The following is a 16,956-nucleotide window of genomic DNA, read 5'->3' on the forward strand; positions in this document are numbered from 1 at the left end:
ATTGATCAAACCATGAACGCTCCCTTGCCAGGCCACGCGGCCAGCAACCTGATCGCCCGCAGCGACGCGTTGCTGGCGGTCGATCACGTCAGTCTCGAATACCGCACGCCGCAACGCGTAGTGCGCGCCACCCATCAGGTCAGTTTTGAAATCGACCCGGCCGATCGTTACGTGCTGCTCGGTCCGTCCGGTTGCGGCAAATCGACGTTGCTCAAAGCGGTCGCCGGGTTTATTCAACCGTGCGAAGGCGAGATCCGTCTGCAAGGCCAGCGCATCGACGCGCCGGGGCCGGACCGGATCGTGGTGTTTCAGGAGTTCGACCAACTGCCACCGTGGAAAACTGTCAAACAGAACGTGATGTTTCCGCTGCTCGCATCGCGCACGCTGAAGAAAAAAGAAGCCGAAGAACGTGCGCTGCACTATCTGGAAAAGGTCGGTCTGGCGGCGTTTGCCGATGCTTATCCACACACCTTGTCCGGCGGCATGAAAGCACGGGTGGCAATTGCCCGGGCGTTGGCGATGCAGCCGAAGATCCTCTTGATGGACGAACCGTTTGCCGCGCTCGATGCACTAACCCGCCGCAAGATGCAGGAAGAATTGCTGCTGCTCTGGGAAGAGGTGCGTTTCACCCTGTTGTTCGTCACCCATTCGATTGAAGAGGCGTTGGTGGTGGGCAATCGCATTCTGTTGCTGTCACCGCATCCTGGGCGAGTGCGCGCCGAAGTGCACAGCCATCAATATGACTTGCACAGCTCGGGTGGCGTGGCGTTTCAGGAGTCGGCGCGGCGCATTCATCGGCTGCTGTTCGACGAAGGTCAGCCGCCGGAAACCGAGCGTGACCACGACTTCAACGACATTCGCATCGCTTATTGAGCGGCCAGGAGGACTACCCGATGAGCCATTCATCATCTGTGCGTGAAGAGTTCGAAATTGTGCTGGAACCGTTGACGCAGGTGCCGGTTGAGCGAGAGCTGTCGCTCGGCACGCGACTGTGGCAACAGGGCTGGCTGCGTAAAAGCCTGATCCTGATTGTGCTGGCGGTGCTGTGGGAAGTGGTCGCGCGGGTTCAGAACAACGACCTGATGCTGCCGAGTTTCCTGCAGACCAGCCATGCGCTATTCGATGGGCTGCTCAGCGGTGAGTTGCTGGCCAAGGTATGGATATCGTTGGTGGTTCTGATCAAGGGCTATCTGATCGGTATCGTCCTCGCTTTTGCCCTGACCACGCTGGCGGTGTCGACGCAGTTGGGCCGTGATCTGCTGAGCACGATGACCTCGATGTTCAACCCGCTACCGGCGATTGCCCTGTTGCCACTGGCGCTGCTGTGGTTTGGTCTGGGGCAGAACAGCCTGATTTTCGTCCTAGTGCATTCGGTGTTGTGGGCGCTGGCGCTGAATACCTATGCCGGGTTTCTCGGTGTCTCGGAAACCTTGCGCATGGCCGGGCGCAATTATGGTTTGAAGGGCTTGCGACTGGTGCTGTTCATCCTGATTCCGGCAGCGCTGCCGTCGATTCTGGCCGGGTTGAAGATTGGCTGGGCGTTTGCCTGGCGCACGTTGATCGCGGCGGAATTGGTGTTTGGCGCGACCAGTGGCAAGGGCGGTCTGGGTTGGTACATTTTTCAGAATCGTAATGAGCTGTACACCGACAAGGTGTTTGCCGGGTTGGCGGTGGTGATCCTGATCGGGTTGCTGGTGGAGAACTTGGTGTTCGATACGCTGGAGCGGGTGACCGTTAAGCGGTGGGGGATGCAGCGGTAACTCTGTGGCGTTGCGTCTGGCCCCTTCGCGAGCAAGCTCGCTCCCACAGGAGAATGCATTCCAAATGTGGGAGCGAGCTTGCTCGCGAAGGCGTCAGTAAGATCAACGCCTACTCTGAAAGATGTTTGCTAGCATTGCGCCCAGATCAATCCTGATCGGCCAAGAGTGCTCAGCATGCAACTTCCGGACATGAACCTTCTGGTCGCCCTCGACGCCTTGCTCGACGAGGGCAGTGTGGTCGGCGCGGCGCGGCGGATGAATCTCAGCCCGGCCGCCATGAGCCGTACCCTGACGCGGATCCGCGAAGCCATCGGTGACCCGATCCTTGTGCGCGCCGGTCGTGGCCTAGTGCCAACCCCCAAGGCGCTGGAGTTGCGCGAACAGGTGCGCGATGTGGTCGAGCAGGCCGCGCTGTTGTTCCGTTCCGCCGACACCGTGGAACTGGGCACGTTACGCCGTCGTTTCAACATCCGCGCCAATGACTTTTTCATCGGTGTTTACGGCGGCAAGCTGTTCGACACCCTCGATCAATTGGCGCCGCACTGCGAATTGCGTTTCGTCCCGGAAGGCGATGGCGACGATGAGGCACTGCGCGAGGGCCGCATCGATCTGAGCGTCAGCAACACCCGACCCGTCACCCCGGAAGTCAAAGTGCAGAACCTGTTCTCGACGCATTTTGTCGGCTTGGTGCGAGAAGACCATCCACTGCTCGACGGTGAAATCACCGCCGAGCGCTACGCCGGGTTTTCCCATATCAGCATGTCGCGCCGTGGCATCGCGCGCGGCCCGATCGATACGGCGCTGAATGCGCTAGGCCTGGAGCGGCGCGTGGCGGTGATCGCGCCGAGTTTCCATGCGGCGATGTTTGCCTTGCCGGATTCCGATCTGATCTTGCCGGTGCCCAAAGAAGCGCTGCTCAGCGTGCGCCGCCTCGGTTTGAAACTGCGCTCGTTCGACCTGCCGATCCCATTGCCGACCTTGATGCTGACCCAAGCCTGGCACCCGCGCTTCGACAAAGATCCGGCGCACCGCTGGCTGCGCGAAACCCTCAAGACTTGCTGCGACGAAACGTGGCTGGCGGCCCAGCCCTGACCTTCGAATCAACACAAAACCCTGTGGGAGCGAGCTTGCTCGCGAAAGCGGTGGGTCATTCCCCCATGATGTTGGCTGACCTGACGCATTCGCGAGCAAGCTCGCTCCCACAGGAGGGGTTAATTGTTGCGTCTGGCGCACTTATAACCTGCCAATAAGTCAATTTTGGTCATTGCCAAGCCCGACTAAGATGCTCCGGTATTTTTCCCTCCGGAGTGTGTACTCATGACATCCCTGACGGCCGCGATGCCCATCGCTGCGGCCAGCCCGGCGAAGGCGGCGACGCCACCGGTGTTCGGGGCGCGGATCATCATTGGCCTGGTCGGCGTGCTGCTGGCGGTGCTGGTGTCGGGTCTCAACGAGATGGTCACCAAGGTGGCCCTGGCCGACATCCGTGGCGCGCTGAGCATCGGTTACGACGAAGGCACCTGGCTGGTCGCCAGTTACACCGCCACTTCGGTCGCGGCCATGGCCTTCGCGCCGTGGTGTTCGGTGACCTTCTCGTTGCGCCGCTTCACCCTTTGCGCGATCGGTCTGTTCACGTTGCTCGGCGTGTTGTGTCCATTCGCGCCGAACTACGAAAGTCTGCTGCTGATGCGCATCCTGCAAGGGCTGGCAGGCGGTGCGCTGCCACCGATGCTGATGACCGTCGCCCTGCGCTTTTTGCCGGCGAACATCAAGCTTTACGGTCTGGCCGGATACGCACTGACGGCGACATTCGGCCCCGGCCTCGGCACGCCGCTGGCCGGTTTGTGGACGGAATACGTCGGCTGGCAGTGGACGTTCTGGCAAATCATCGTGCCTTGTCTGATCGCCATGGCGATGGTCGCGTGGGGTATTCCGCAGGACCCGCTACGCCTGGAGCGCCTCAAATCGTTCAACTGGAAAGGCCTGCTGCTGGGCTTTCCGGCGATCTGCATGTTGGTGATCGGTTTGCTGCAGGGCAATCGGCTGGACTGGTTCGAGTCGAGCCTGATCTGTGGATTGCTCGGCGCCGGCTCGCTGCTGCTGGTGGCGTTCCTGATCAACGAGTGGTCGCAGCCGATCCCGTTTTTCAAATTGCAGATGCTCGGTATTCGTAACCTGTCGTTCGCCTTGATGACCTTGGCCGGTGTGCTGATAGTTCTGCAGGCGGTGGTGTTGATTCCGTCGAGTTATCTGGCGCAGGTGCAGGGTTATCGCCCGGCGCAGACCGCACCGATCATGCTGATCGCCGCATTGCCGCAACTGATTGCGCTGCCGTTGGTGGCAGCGTTGTGCAACCTGCGCTGGGTCGATTGCCGCTGGGTGCTTGGCATGGGTTTGAGCATGTTGACGCTGTCCTGCCTGGGCGGATCGCTGCTGACTTCAGAATGGATTCGCGACAACTTCTACGTTCTGCAATGGCTGCAGATCTTCGGCCAGCCGATGTCGGTGCTGCCGCTGTTGATGCTCTCGACCGGCAGCATCCAGCCAACGGACGGTCCGTTTGCCTCGGCGTGGTTCAACACCGTGAAAGGTCTGGCGGCGGTGGTCGCCACCGGGGTGCTTGAGGCGCTGACTACGGCGCGTCTGCATTTCCACTCGACCATGTTGGTCGACAGCCTCGGCAATTCGCCGCTTGCCGATCGCAGCGATCCGGGCCTTGCCCATCGCCTGCACGAACAAGCCGTGGTGCTGACTTCTTCCGATCTCTATGTGTGCATGGCCGGCGTCGCGGTGGCGTTGATCCTGCTGATTTTCTGGCTGCCGACGCGGATCTTTCCGCCCCGCGCGTCGACCTGATTGCTGCACTGAACAATGAAGGTTTTTATGACGACTCAAGCAAAGCAAAAACTCGCGGTGGCCATCGCGGCCGCGCTGGCCGTCGGCGTGCTGGTGTATCTGGCGCTGCCCGGCGTGTTTGGCAAACGCACCCAGCAAAACACCAACGACGCCTTTGTCTCTGCCGACTACACCCTGGTGGTGCCGCGTGTGGCCGGTTTCATCAAGGAAGTGCTGGTGGAAGACAACCAGCAAGTGAAGGCCGGGCAATTGCTGGCGCTGATTGATGATCGCGATTTGCGCGCGTCAGCCGAAGCGGCGGACGCGCAGACCCTGGTCGCGCGGGCGCAATTGCAGAACGCCAAAGCGACGCTGGAACGCCAGACTTCGGTGATCGCCCAGGCGCAGGCCTCGGTGGTGTCGGCCAAAGCTGAAATGGCTTTCGCCCAGCAGGAGTTGAATCGCTACAACCATTTGGCCGGCGTTGGTGCCGGTACGGTGCAGAACGCGCAACAGGCGCGTACTCGCATCGATCAAGCCACGGCGCATCTCGACACCGCCACGGCGAAACTGGCGGCAGAGCGCAAGCAGGTCGACATTCTCACGGCTCAGCGGGATGCCGCCGAAGGCAGTTTGAAGCACGCACAAGCGGCGCTGGAAATCGCCAGTTTTGAACTCTCTTACACGCGTATCACTGCACCGCAGGACGGCATGATCGGCGAGCGTGCGGTGCGTGTTGGTGCCTATGTGACGCCGGGCAGCAAGCTGCTGGCGGTGGTTCCTTTGAAGCAGGCATATGTCGTGGCGAACTTTCAGGAGACGCAACTGACTGACGTGCAGCCAGGGCAAGAGGTGCAAGTACGCGTCGACAGCCTGGGTGGTGAAGCGCTGACCGGTCGTGTCGAGAGTATCGCCCCGGCGACGGGCGTGACCTTTGCGGCGGTGAAACCGGACAACGCCACCGGCAACTTTACCAAGGTGGTGCAGCGGATTCCGGTGAAGATCATGCTGGAACCGGGGCAGCCGTTGGCCGAACGGTTGCGGGTGGGCATGTCGGTGGAGGCGAGCATTGATACCAGAAGCTCGGCGACGTCGGTGCGTGAGGTGACTCAGCGATGAGCCGTGTTGATCGAACCGACGCCTTCGCGAGCAGGCTCGCTCCCACATTGGACCTCGGCAACACCGCAGCCCCCCTGTGGGAGCGAGCTTGCTCGCGAAGAGGCCAGTGGCAGCCACTCACTTTAAGTATCTTGCTTGCAGTAAGCCTCAGCGCCTGCACCGTAGGCCCTGATTTCCAGAAACCCGAAGCCACACAAATCGCCGACTGGGCCAAACCTGCCAATTCCGCCCCCAGCCAAGCCATCAGCGAACCCCTGAACGAACGCTGGTGGGAAGTCTTCCACGACCCGCAACTCTCCGCGCTCACTCAACGTGCGGTGCAGAGCAACCTCGACCTGCAACTGGCCAGCAGCCGTCTGCAACAAAGCCGCGCCGCTCGCCAGGTGATCACCGCTGATCGTTATCCGAACACCGCCGCCAGTGGCAGTTACGCGCGCGAACGCAACAGCGGCAAAGGCCTGAACGATCCGTCCGGACACAACGGCGATTCCGCTTTCAACCTGTGGGACGCCGGTTTTTCCGCATCGTGGGAACTGGATTTCTGGGGTCGCGTGCGCCGCGAAACCGAAGCCGCCGACGCCAACCTCGAAGTCGCCGAAAACGACCGTCGTGGGGTGTTGCTGGCGGTGCTTGCCGACACCGCACAAAACTACATTCAACTGCGCGGCGTGCAAAACACCCGCGCCGTCACCGAGCGGAACCTCGACGTCGCCCGGCACAGCCTGAAACTCTCGCAACTGCGCCTGGCCGACGGCGTGGCGACTGACCTCGACGTTGCCGAAGCCGCCGCGCAAGTCGCCGCGATCGAGTCGCGCCTGCCCGCGCTGGAACAGCGCCAATCGCAACTGATCAATGCGATCAGCCTGTTGATGGGCGAACCGCCACAGGCATTGGCCAAGGAGTTATCTACAGACGCCGCCGTACCGCAGTCGCCGCTGCAAGTCGCCATCGGCCTGCCGTCACAACTGGCCGAACGCCGCCCGGACATCCGCCAGGCCGAAGCGCGTCTGCATGCGGCCACCGCCAATATCGGCGTGGCCAAGGGTGATTTCTATCCGCGTATCACCTTGTCCGGCAACCTCGGCTCGCAAGCCATGCAACTCAGCGACTTTGGCTCGTGGGGCTCACGCGCGTTCGGCATCGGCCCGCAATTCAGCCTGCCGCTGTTCGACGGCGGACGCCTGCGCGGCATGCTGCAACTGCGCGAAGCCCAGCAGCAGGAAGCGGCCGTCGCCTACCAGCAAACCGTACTGCGCGCATGGCACGAAATCGATGATCAACTGACCGCCTACAACGCCAGTCAACGCCGCCGTGACAGCCTCGCCGAAGCCGTCCGCCAGAACCAGATCGCCCTGCGCACCGCGCAACAGCAATACGTCGAAGGCGTGGTCGATTTCGTCAACGTCCTCACCGTGCAAAGCGCGCTGCTGGCGACGCAGGAGCAGTGGGTTGAGAGTTCGACCGGTGTTTCGTTGGCGATGGTGGGTTTGTACAAGGCGTTGGGTGGGGGATGGGAGTCGGTGTATCCGGCAGAAGTACCTACCAATAATCCGGTTTGAACGCTGGTTTTTTGTGCGTGGCTACTCGGCCTGGAAACTGATTAATGAGCAATTCTTCCTCTGTGATCACGCGGCGCAGCCAGTGAGAGTGATCTTTCAGAGAACCCGGGGTGGGCCGATTCAAACCTGCCCTGTGAGGAAGAATGACGCCGATGGTTAGGTGAGGAAAGTCCGCACGTATTGCTCTCAATGCGGGGGTGATATCAGTGTCACTCGAAACCAGTACGAGTTGTTCGACGCGATCTTGCGTTGCGAACATTGCCTGCTGGCAGGCAGTGCGATACATGCTGATCGCGATATGAACGTCGGTTTCCTTTTCTTCAAGCTTCCAGATGTCGACCTTGTCCTGACGTGAGGCCTTGGTGTTTTTGTCGATGAATCGAGGCGCTTTAGCCTGCTCAAGATGATGCCGACCAAAATGCACTCTGACATTGGTCGTGCGCAGTGCCCTTATGTAAGTGTCTTGGGCCTCTTTTGAAATTCGGCCCAGCGTCGCGAGTTCTGGTTTTATTGATGAGGTGAAATAGTCAATCGAGACAACGGCGTTCTGCGGGTTTTCGATGTGTGCGACATGAATCAGCAAACCTTCGAGATTGAGCCATTTATAGGGGGTGCCCGCGAGCAGCCCATAGAACAAGTTGTAGCCATCAACAAAGAAAGCAGTACGCACAAATTATTCCTCAGAAACGAAAAAACCGGCCTAGGCCGGTTTCTTCACCCCAACTGCCAGCGAACTGAATCGCTACGTACGGGGTTGAGTAAGGCAATCCTAGATTGAGCGCGTCATGCAGGTCAACCACCAAATAATTGCACGCTCACTTCGCTGGTTTAGCTCCAGCACCGGCTTGTCAGTTTTGGTTGCTGGTATCCGCCATGGTCAAGCCATTTAAGGGCTTGTGTATTAGAGGTTGTTGCAGAGAGAGGTAAATTCGCTCCGCGCCTATTTGCATAGGTAGCCTGTCTATCGCCATTTTCGCAGTGAGCAATCAGCAGTATCCCCAACTCGTGTAGGACGCCGGAATTTGCCTACATCTCTTAAACGGTCATTGAGCGGCTTTCTCTTTTGAAACATTACATTTCCGAAGAGTGATGGCCTTTCGCTTGACGCTAACCCCCGCTGTCGTAGACTCCGCACATCCGTCAGGGAGTAGCGGTTATGCAGCGTTTTCGCGGTTGGGTTATCGGATTGACCTTAGTTACGTGTGCAGTTCAGGCGCAAACGCCCGGGCCAGACGATCCGCTGCTGGATAATCCGGGGACGGCGGCGGCCACCGCGAGCAGTGAGGCGCGGGGGGTGTTGCGGGCGCGCGATCAGGCGACGCTGGCCAGTGAGCTTTCCGGGCGGATTGTCGAGTTGCCGTTCAGCGAGGGCGAGTCGTTCAAGAAGGGCGATACGCTGGCGAAGTTCGATTGCTCTGCTTATCAAGCACAGCTCAATGCCGCACAAGCGGCCAGCCGGGGTGCCGGTGAAGAGCTGGCGCACAACAAACAGTTGGCTGCACTCAACTCTGTCGGGCGTTTCGAAGTGGCGCGGGCCGAGGCCAAGGTCAGCGAAACCCAGGCGCAATCCCAGGTGTATCAAGTGCAGGTCAAGCGCTGCAGCGTCGTCGCGCCGTTCGACGGGCAAGTGGTCGAGCGCAAGGTGCAGCGCTATGAAAGCGTGCCGGCCGGTGCACCGCTGCTCGATGTCGTCGATAACCGTACCCTCGAGATTCATTTGCTGGTGCCGTCGCGCTGGATGGCCAGACTCAAGCCCGGCCAGACCTTCAGCTTCGTTCCCGATGAAACTGGCCAGGCCATCGACGCCACGGTCAAACGCCTGGGCGCGCGAATCGATGAGGGCAGTCAGACCCTGTTGCTGGTCGCAACACTTCCCGAAGCCAAAGGTTTGCTCGCCGGCATGAGCGGCACCGCGCGTTTCCCGGAGCTGAAGTGAACGCGCCGGTGAGCGGCGGCGCTGAACAGGTGTTCGCGCGCTTTCTCGACCTTGAACGGCAGACTCGCACTGCCCGTGATGCCGCGCAACTGGCCTACAGCCTGGTCAATGACGGCCAGTCGTTGTTTGGCTTTCGCCATGCCGCGTTGTTGATCGCCGGCAAGGTGCAAGCCGTGACCGGCGTCAGTGCGGTCGAACCGAATGCGCCGTTCGTGGCGTTCGTCGAGCAGGCCGTGGCGCAGTTGTTCAAGCAGGATGTGCTGAAGCAAGCGCGGGTGATCGCGCCGGAACTGCTCAGCGAATCGATCCAGGCCGACTGGCGCAGTCTGTCCGCTGCGCAGGTGTTCTGGTTACCGCTGGTGGATCGCGACGCGCAGGTGTTCGGCGGCTTGTGGCTGGCGCGCGATGTGCCGTGGAATCCTTCCGAACAAGTCTTGCTGTCGCAACTCGGTGACACCTACAGCCACGCCTGGCTGGCGCTGCAACCGCGCAAACCGTGGCGGCTGCGCTGGACCCGCAAGCGTCAGGTGGCGTTGCTCGCGGTGCTGTTGCTCGGGCTGTTGCTTCCGGTGCGTCAATCGGTGCTGGCCCCGGCCGAAGTGGTACCGCTGGGTGGCCGCGTGGTGGCGGCGCCGCTGGACGGAGTGATCGCCGAGTTTCTGGTCAAACCCAATCAAACGGTGAAAACCGGTGATGTGCTGGTGCGTTTCGAAAGCACCACGCTCAAGGCGCAGGCCGACGTCGCTGAGCGTGCGCTGGGTGTGGCCGAAGCTGAACTGAAATCCAATTCCCAGCGCTCGTTTGCCGATGCCGAGTCGAGCGCAAAAGTCGACTTGCTCGCCGCTCGGGTTGAGCAGAAGCGCGCCGAACGTGACTACGCCCGTGAGCTGCTCAAGCGCAGCGAAGTGCGTGCCGAACGCGATGGCATCGCGGTGTTCGCCGACGCCGAGCGCTTGACTGGCAAACCGGTGCAGACCGGCGAACGCCTGATGGAAATTGCCGACCCCAATCAGGCCGAACTACGTATCGAACTGGCGGTGGGCGACGCGATCTCGTTGGAGCCTGGTGCCGAAGTGGCGTTGTTTCTCGACAGCGATCCGCTGAAGCGCCATCTCGCCACACTGGAACGCTCGGCGTACGAGGCGCAGCCGACGGCGGGCGGGCAACTGGCCTATCGGCTCGACGCCAATTTTACCGAGGCACCGCCACGCATCGGCCTGCGCGGCACGGCGAAAATCTTCGGCGACCGCGCGCCGCTGGCGCTGTACTTGCTGCGCCGGCCACTGGCCGGTTTGCGCCAGAGTGTGGGTCTGTAGATGAATCTGCCGAGCCTGCGTGCCGACCTGCAACTGTCGCCCGCGGCGCCGGCCTTGGACGGTTCGCCGCGCTGGACCCTCGCCGATCCGGTGCGCGGGCGTTATTTCAAACTGGGCACGGCGGCGATGCGCTTGTTGCGCCATTGGTCGTTGGGCGACGCCGAGCAAGTCTTGCGCGCGGCCAATCGCGAGCCGGGTTTACCGTTGGCCGGCACCGAGCTTGAGCAGTTGCTGGAGTTCTTGCGCGGACACGATTTGATCAGTGCGCTCGACGATCAACAGCGCGCCAGCTACCGCCTCAAGGCCTTGGCGCAGAAGCAAAGCCTGTGGCAAATCCTCCTGCATCAATATCTGTTTTTCCGTATTCCGCTGTGGCGCCCGGACGCGTTTCTCAATCGCGCGTGGCCGTGGCTTGCGCGCTTCGGCCCGCGCCTGCTGCGTTACGGTTTACCGGCGACGCTGGCGTTGGGTGTGTTTCTGGTGGCGCGCGACTGGCAGCGTTTTATCGGCACGTTTCCACACCTGTTCAGCCTCGGCGGCGCATTGGCGTTTGGCGTGGCGTTGTTCTTTGCCAAGCTCTGTCACGAATTCGGCCATGCGTTCATGGCCAAGCGCGCCGGGTGTCGAGTGCAGAGCATGGGCGTGGCGTTCATGGTCTTGCTGCCGATGTTCTACACCGATGTCAGCGACGCCTGGCGGGTCAATGATCGCCGTGCGCGATTGCTGATCGGTGCCGGCGGTGTGCTCGCGGAATTGCTGTTGGCGTGTATTGCGCTACTCGCATGGTCGTTGCTGCCGGATGGACCGGGGCGCACAGCGGCGTTCATGCTCGCCAGCGCCACGTGGATCACCACGCTGGTGGTCAACCTCAATCCGTTCATGCGTTTTGATGGTTATTTTCTGATCAGTGATTTCTGGGAAGTCGACAACTTGCAGGGGCGCGCATTTGCCCTGTGCCGTTGGCGTCTGCGCGAGTTTTTGTTCGGTTATGGCGCCCCGGCGCCGGAGCCTTGGTCGCCGAAGATGCAACGGCGTTTGCTGATCTGGGGGTATGGCTCATGGTTGTGGCGTGCGGCGTTGTTTTTCGGGATCGCACTGGCGGTCTATCACCTGTTTTTCAAGGTGTTGGGGATCTTCCTGATGCTGGTGGAACTGGTGTGGTTCATTTTTCTGCCGATCATGCGTGAGTGGCGCCAGTGGTGGAGCCGCCGCGAACAGGCGCACGGCCCGCGCGTGCTGCTCAGTGGGTTGGCGCTGCTCGGATTGTTGCTGGTGCTGATCGTGCCGTGGCGCAGTTCGGTGGAGTTGCCGACCATGCTCGAGGCCGGGCGCGCCAGTGCCCTGCACGCGCCGACGGCGGCGCGGGTCAAAGCGGTGAAGGTGACGGACGGGCAGAAAGTCGCGCAGGGCGATGTGCTGATCGAACTGGAGTCACCGGATCTAGAATCGCGGCTGGCGATCGTGCGCCGGGAAATCCAGATCCAGCAGCTGTTGATGCGTCGTCAGGCTAGTCGCAGCGAAACCGCCGCCGACGCTGGCATTGTCGAGCAGCGATTGGCCGAAGCGGTCGCCGAATACCGCGGGCTGACGGCGCAACGCGAACGCTTGCTGCTGCGCGCACCGCAGGCCGGCAACGTGCGTGATCTGCTGCCGAACATGACGGTCGGGCGCTGGCTGTCGAGCAAGGATGCACTGGCACGGGTCGTCGAAGACGGCGCGCGCCTGCGCGGTTATCTCGCCGAAGCCGAATTGTGGCGAGTCAAGCCCGGGGCCAGTGGCCGCTTCATCGCCGATGACCCGATGCACCCGGCGCTCGCCGTGCAATTGAATGAAATCGACACCAATGGCGTGGCCTACGTCGATCAGGAGGCGCTGACCTCCGATCACCACGGGCCGATTGCCGTGCGCCGCGATCAACAGCAGCGGGCCGAACCGGTGCAGGCGCAATACGGCGCGCGGCTCAGCGTGCTCGATACCGCGCCGACACCGCCGCAACCGTTGCGCGGTGTTGTGATTTTGCAGGGTAGCGGTGAATCGTTGCTCGGCGTAGCCTGGCGCCGAATGGCGGCGCTGGGGGTCAGGGAAAGCGGTTTCTAACGGAGAGCACGATGGCGGACAACGCAGCAGTGGCGGCAGACGGATTGGTGGTGCGACCTTCGCGGGCAACCGACGCGCCATTTTTGCAGGGCCTGTATCAGACGGCGCGGCCGGACCTGCAATGGGTCGACGGCGAGCAGGAACAGGTGCAGCAACTGGTCGCGCAGCAGTTTCAGGTGCAGGAGCAGGGCATGGCCGACAACTACCCCAACGCCATGCACTACGTGGTAGAAAAACTCGGCACGGCGATTGGCGCGTTGAGTACTGATTTCGGCGCCAACGAGATTCGCGTGTTGTACCTGGCGTTCATTCCGCAGGCGCGTGGCCAGGGTTTTGGGCGGGCGGTGCTGCAAGGCGTGCAGAAAGCCGCGCAGCAGATTCGCTGCCCGGTGGCGACGGTGGTCTGGACCAGCAATCCCCATGCGCGACGGCATTACCTCGCGCTCGGGTTTGCGGTTGAAGAAAGCAACCCGGCGGCGGAGCGACTGGTCTGGTATCCCCAGTAATCTCCGTGCAGGAGCCGCCGAAGGCTGCTCCTTGGGTTCGGGTCAGTTGAAGGTGATGTGGAAGTAAGCCAGCTCTGGCGGCCGCCCCATCGGTGGTACGCGCGACACGAAGATGCCGTCCACTCGCCCCAGTTCAGGCAACTCCAGTGTACATAAACCATCGACGAATTCAGTCGCTTCCAGGCTGCTCAGTTCGACGCTGAATGGCATGCGCTCGCTGTAACGCATTTGCGCCAGCGGTTTCTCTGCGAGTTCGCCGATATGGATTTGCAATGCGCTGCCATCGGGCAGATACAGGGTGCCGATCCGCCCGAGAAGGGCCTGGAAATGTTGGCTTTTAACCGATTGCAGCATGGTCTCGCTCCGGCAAAGAGGGGAGCCGGGGGAGGGTGATCCCCCGGTGGTCGATCAGTTACGCGAAGGGAAAATACCGTTCAGCGCGATGCTGAAGTTCATCACCAGATACGGGTTCATGATGGGCAGCGGTAAGCCGTTGCCAGTTGGCGAGATTGTGCCGCTGATAGTGGTCGCAGCACCTTTGAGAGGAATGGCTGAGGTGCCCTGGGCATCGGAAAAGATATTCGCCAGACCCGGCCCGGTCCCCGAAGCGCCGATGTAGGCATTGGTCGCCGTCGGAGCGCCCACCGGGTTGCTGGCCGGGTTGGCCAGTTGCACGGTGGTGGTGGCGGTGAGGCCGGCGAGGGTGTGAGTGTGGTTCGGCAGGTTGTTGAGGGTGGCGGTGACTTGTTCGGCGCCGGAGATTTCGCCCATGACTCTCGGCGTCAGGCCCCCGCCATTGCCTTGGCAGATCGGCATGCGGCTCTGCAGGTTGGGCAGGCCGAAGTTGACGGTACCGTTGCCGCCGTAGGTGGTGCCCAGCAATGCAAACAACGCCTGGTTCTGGTTGATGCCGATGATCTGACCGTTGCACAAGGCCCAGCCGCTGGGCGCGTAGTTGAAGGCAAACGTCAGAACAGTGCCCATGTAAACGTCCATAAAGTCCTTATCCTTCTGATTGGTTGTCGGCGGGCCGCTAGTGGGATCAGGCTGGTGCTATTGCCTTGGCACTCCGTGGCCAGGTCACGCCACGCCAGAGCGTAGACGCGGATTGGCAAGGTTGCCGGGTGTCGTGAAGTCGCAAATCGGCATCGACGGGTCTCCTGCGCCTGACCTAGAGTGACTGGCAGGTTCGGGCTCATACAGGCGTGGTGTCGTGGCACGGCAAGAGGAAGCGATGGAGGTCAACAGAGTGACACCGGTGGGCGACACACAGGATCCGCATGCGACGCCGGGTTCGTGGTTTGTCCGCTTGCCCTTGATCCGTTGGGCGAGGGAGCACTGGCTGCTGCCGATCCTGCTCTTGGCCGCCGCTGTGCGTTTTTACGACCTGACTGCGGCGGCGATCTGGGGCGACGAAGGTTCCAGCCTGCTACTGGCGCGCTACTCGCTGGGCGATATCTGGCGCCACGCGGCGTTTGATGTGCATCCGCCGCTGTACTTCATGCTGCTGCATGGCTGGATCGAACTGTTCGGCGACGGGATTTTTGCCATTCGCTGTCTTAGCGCTCTGGCCGGCCTCGCCGTAGTCGGAATGGGCGTCTGGCTGGTGGATCGCTTGGCCACGCGCCGCGCTGCGATCCTCGCCGGCCTGCTGCTGGCGCTGTTGCCGACGGCGGTGCGCTACAGCCAGGAAGTGCGCATGTATTCGCTGCTCGGCCTGTTGTTGATCGCCGCGACGCTGGCGTTGGTCTACTGGATCCGCCGGCCGCAGCGTCATCGCTATCTGGTGGTTTATGCGCTGTTGATGACGGCGGCGTTCTATACCCATTACTTCGCGGTGCTGGCGGCGCTGTGTCACTGGGTTTATCTGGGAGTGATCCGGTTCCAGCGCGGCTATCGCTTGCGGCATATCCAGCGCCCGGGCTGGTGGCTGGCGAATCTGGCCATCGCGGCGTTGTACCTGCCGTGGCTGCCCAACCTGCTCGATCTGACGCAGCACATGGAACAACTCAAGGTCGGTGGCGATGTCGGCTGGGAAGACCCGGTGACGCTGGCGTCGTTGCCGTCGATGATCTGGACATGGCTGATCCAGGATGACGGCGAACATCTGCCGTTGCTGGTGTTCGGCGCGTTGCCGCTGGCATTGCTGCTGCTGACGGCGGTGGCGGTCATTCGTGATCGCAGCGTGTCGCGCGGCAGTGTCCTGCTGGCGTTGTACACCGGCTTACCGCTGTTGCTGGTGTTTGCGGTGTCGTTCATCACGCCGGTATTCATCGAGCGCTATCTGACCGCCTACGCCTTGGGTTTGCCGCTGCTGGCGGCGCTGGCCATCGACCGTTTGTACAGCCGCGTGCGGGTCCTCGCGTTGGCGGTGCTGGTGGTATTGCTCGGGGTGGAAATGGTTGGTCTGAACAACAACGCCGCGGTCGACAGCAGTGATCAGTTCGATCGCGTGGTGAACTACGTCAATCAGCATTTCCAGCCCGGAGATCGCATCATCACCAGCGACATGCTCTGGTACTTGAGTTACGTCTACTACGATCGCACCGACGCACAGGTGCGGCTGTACACGCCGCCGGCTGCAGACGGCCGCTCGACGCGGCCGAATCAATATGGTTTCGGTACGCTGGTCAGCGACGATGTCTACCTCGACAGCCTTGCCGAGGTTTCTGGCAACGCGCGGATATGGCTGGTCGGCACCCAGGATGACCCGACAGAGTTTGCAGCGCTGCCCGCCACTTGGCAGATCAGCGCGCAAGTCCATGCGGGCGGGGCACAAGTGCGCTTGATCACGCCGAAATCCGCAGCCGAATAGCGACTGTTCAGACTAAAACGTTTCACCTTTAAATCCGCGATAAAAAATTAACTGGTTAGTTCTTTTTGCTCTGAATTGATATCAAAACACTACTAGTCGCAGGGGGGTTGTTGGACTACGCTTTGTCGGACAAAAGGACTTTAGATCAGGGTGAAGGGATTGCAGCAGTTCCACTTTATCTCCGGCTTGCCGCGCTCAGGCTCCACCCTGCTTTCTGCGATTCTTTTGCAGAACCCGCGCTTTCACGCCGGCATGACCAGCCCGGTCGGATCGCTGTTCGCCAGTGTCCTCGAGCAATGCAGCGCCGGCAGTGAATACGGCGCGGTAATTGACACCGACATGCGCCGTCGCCTGTTGCGTGGTCTGTTCGACTCCTACTATGCCGACAAGGCCGACAAACCGGTGGTGTTCGACACCAATCGGCAGTGGAGCTCGCGTCTGCCGGCACTCAACGATCTGTTTCCGCAAGCCAAAGTCATCGCCTGCGTACGCAACGTCGCTTGGGTCATGGACAGTCTTGAACGCTTGTACCGCGCCAATCCCTTTGAAAACACCAAGCTGTTTGGCGATGCCGTCGAGCGCAACACGGTGTACAGCCGCTGCGAAACCCTGGCTCAGCGCAATCGCCTGGTAGGTTTTGCCTGGGCTGCGCTCAAGGAAGCCTATTACGGCGAACACGCTGACTCACTGCTGATCATCGATTACGACTTGTTGACCCAGGCACCGGAGCGCGTGCTGCGGCTGGTCTATGAATTTATCGGTGAGCCCTGGTTCGAGCACGATTTCGAACATCTGGCCTATGACGCGCCGGCGTTCGACCAAGGCCTTGGCCTGGCTGGCCTGCACAAGGTCAAACCGAAAGTGGCCTTGCAGTCACGGCGCACCATTCTGCCGCCCGACCTGTTCAAGCAATACGCAGATTTGTCCTTTTGGCTCGATGGCTCAGCCAGCGCCGCCAATGTCATTCGTATGAAATCCGACGCCGCGATCAGTTGATCGCGGCGTTTTTCATT

Annotated in this window: 15 protein-coding genes; 12 read left to right on the forward strand and 3 right to left on the reverse strand. The window is 61.2% G+C overall.

Annotated features, from left to right (window positions below; translation table 11 throughout):
• Nucleotides 1-12 precede the first annotated feature (12 nt).
• The 6 genes from AB4O01_RS21065 to AB4O01_RS21090 all read left to right on the forward strand — a co-directional run bounded on the left by AB4O01_RS21065 (nucleotide 13) and on the right by AB4O01_RS21090 (nucleotide 7,273).
• Nucleotides 13-873: an ABC transporter ATP-binding protein gene (locus AB4O01_RS21065; protein ID WP_099757658.1), complete on the forward strand. Its 861-nt coding sequence runs from the start codon at nucleotides 13-15 to the stop codon at nucleotides 871-873.
• 20 nt (nucleotides 874-893) lie between these two features.
• Complete coding sequence (locus tag AB4O01_RS21070) at nucleotides 894-1,760, forward strand: ABC transporter permease (protein WP_460089419.1); 867 nt, start codon at nucleotides 894-896, stop codon at nucleotides 1,758-1,760.
• A 174-nt stretch (nucleotides 1,761-1,934) separates the two neighbouring features.
• Nucleotides 1,935-2,852 carry a LysR family transcriptional regulator gene (locus tag AB4O01_RS21075; protein ID WP_093440208.1) on the forward strand — a complete coding sequence of 306 codons (918 nt, stop codon included), beginning with the start codon at nucleotides 1,935-1,937 and terminating at the stop codon, nucleotides 2,850-2,852.
• A 225-nt stretch (nucleotides 2,853-3,077) separates the two neighbouring features.
• On the forward strand, nucleotides 3,078-4,616 hold the full coding sequence (locus tag AB4O01_RS21080) for an MFS transporter (RefSeq protein ID WP_460089421.1): 1,539 nt from the start codon (nucleotides 3,078-3,080) through the stop codon (nucleotides 4,614-4,616).
• Nucleotides 4,617-4,643: 27 nt separating this feature from the next.
• Nucleotides 4,644-5,714, forward strand: coding sequence for an HlyD family secretion protein (locus tag AB4O01_RS21085; RefSeq protein WP_093440215.1), 1,071 nt, complete (start codon nucleotides 4,644-4,646; stop codon nucleotides 5,712-5,714).
• Nucleotides 5,711-7,273: an efflux transporter outer membrane subunit gene (locus AB4O01_RS21090; RefSeq protein WP_460089422.1), complete on the forward strand. Its 1,563-nt coding sequence runs from the start codon at nucleotides 5,711-5,713 to the stop codon at nucleotides 7,271-7,273. The genes AB4O01_RS21085 and AB4O01_RS21090 overlap by 4 nt, the downstream gene beginning before the upstream one ends.
• Here the strand turns inward: AB4O01_RS21090 and AB4O01_RS21095 are convergent.
• Entirely contained in the window at nucleotides 7,254-7,943 is a 690-nt protein-coding gene (locus tag AB4O01_RS21095) for an NYN domain-containing protein (RefSeq protein WP_016985563.1), read from the reverse strand. The genes AB4O01_RS21090 and AB4O01_RS21095 overlap by 20 nt on opposite strands.
• A gap of 486 nt (nucleotides 7,944-8,429) precedes the next feature.
• On the opposite strand from AB4O01_RS21095, the gene AB4O01_RS21100 reads away from it, so the two are divergent.
• Genes AB4O01_RS21100 through AB4O01_RS21115 form a run of 4 tightly spaced genes read left to right on the forward strand, consistent with a single transcriptional unit; the run spans nucleotide 8,430 to nucleotide 13,128 of the window.
• Nucleotides 8,430-9,209: an efflux RND transporter periplasmic adaptor subunit gene (locus AB4O01_RS21100; RefSeq protein ID WP_099757661.1), complete on the forward strand. Its 780-nt coding sequence runs from the start codon at nucleotides 8,430-8,432 to the stop codon at nucleotides 9,207-9,209.
• A complete protein-coding gene (locus AB4O01_RS21105) occupies nucleotides 9,206-10,525 on the forward strand; it encodes an efflux RND transporter periplasmic adaptor subunit (protein WP_460089424.1) in 1,320 nt (439 codons plus the stop codon). The genes AB4O01_RS21100 and AB4O01_RS21105 overlap by 4 nt, the downstream gene beginning before the upstream one ends.
• The gene (locus tag AB4O01_RS21110) at nucleotides 10,526-12,622 is read left to right on the forward strand and encodes an efflux RND transporter periplasmic adaptor subunit (RefSeq protein WP_460089426.1); all 2,097 of its coding nucleotides are present in this window, start codon (nucleotides 10,526-10,528) and stop codon (nucleotides 12,620-12,622) included.
• Nucleotides 12,623-12,633: 11 nt separating this feature from the next.
• On the forward strand, nucleotides 12,634-13,128 hold the full coding sequence (locus AB4O01_RS21115) for a GNAT family N-acetyltransferase (protein WP_186620848.1): 495 nt from the start codon (nucleotides 12,634-12,636) through the stop codon (nucleotides 13,126-13,128).
• A 42-nt stretch (nucleotides 13,129-13,170) separates the two neighbouring features.
• On the opposite strand, the gene AB4O01_RS21120 is transcribed toward AB4O01_RS21115, so the two are convergent.
• Nucleotides 13,171-13,482, reverse strand: coding sequence for a DUF6916 family protein (locus AB4O01_RS21120; RefSeq protein ID WP_093440242.1), 312 nt, complete (start codon nucleotides 13,480-13,482; stop codon nucleotides 13,171-13,173).
• 54 nt (nucleotides 13,483-13,536) lie between these two features.
• Nucleotides 13,537-14,124 carry a phage tail protein gene (locus AB4O01_RS21125; protein WP_460089428.1) on the reverse strand — a complete coding sequence of 196 codons (588 nt, stop codon included), beginning with the start codon at nucleotides 14,122-14,124 and terminating at the stop codon, nucleotides 13,537-13,539.
• A gap of 238 nt (nucleotides 14,125-14,362) precedes the next feature.
• Between AB4O01_RS21125 and AB4O01_RS21130 the strand changes: the two genes are divergently transcribed.
• On the forward strand, nucleotides 14,363-15,943 hold the full coding sequence (locus AB4O01_RS21130; RefSeq protein WP_460089430.1) for a glycosyltransferase family 39 protein: 1,581 nt from the start codon (nucleotides 14,363-14,365) through the stop codon (nucleotides 15,941-15,943).
• Nucleotides 15,944-16,093: 150 nt separating this feature from the next.
• Nucleotides 16,094-16,939 carry a sulfotransferase family protein gene (locus AB4O01_RS21135; protein ID WP_093440257.1) on the forward strand — a complete coding sequence of 282 codons (846 nt, stop codon included), beginning with the start codon at nucleotides 16,094-16,096 and terminating at the stop codon, nucleotides 16,937-16,939.
• Nucleotides 16,940-16,956: the final 17 nt, after the last annotated feature.

It is taken from the genome of Pseudomonas sp. S2_E02, from assembly GCF_054668355.1.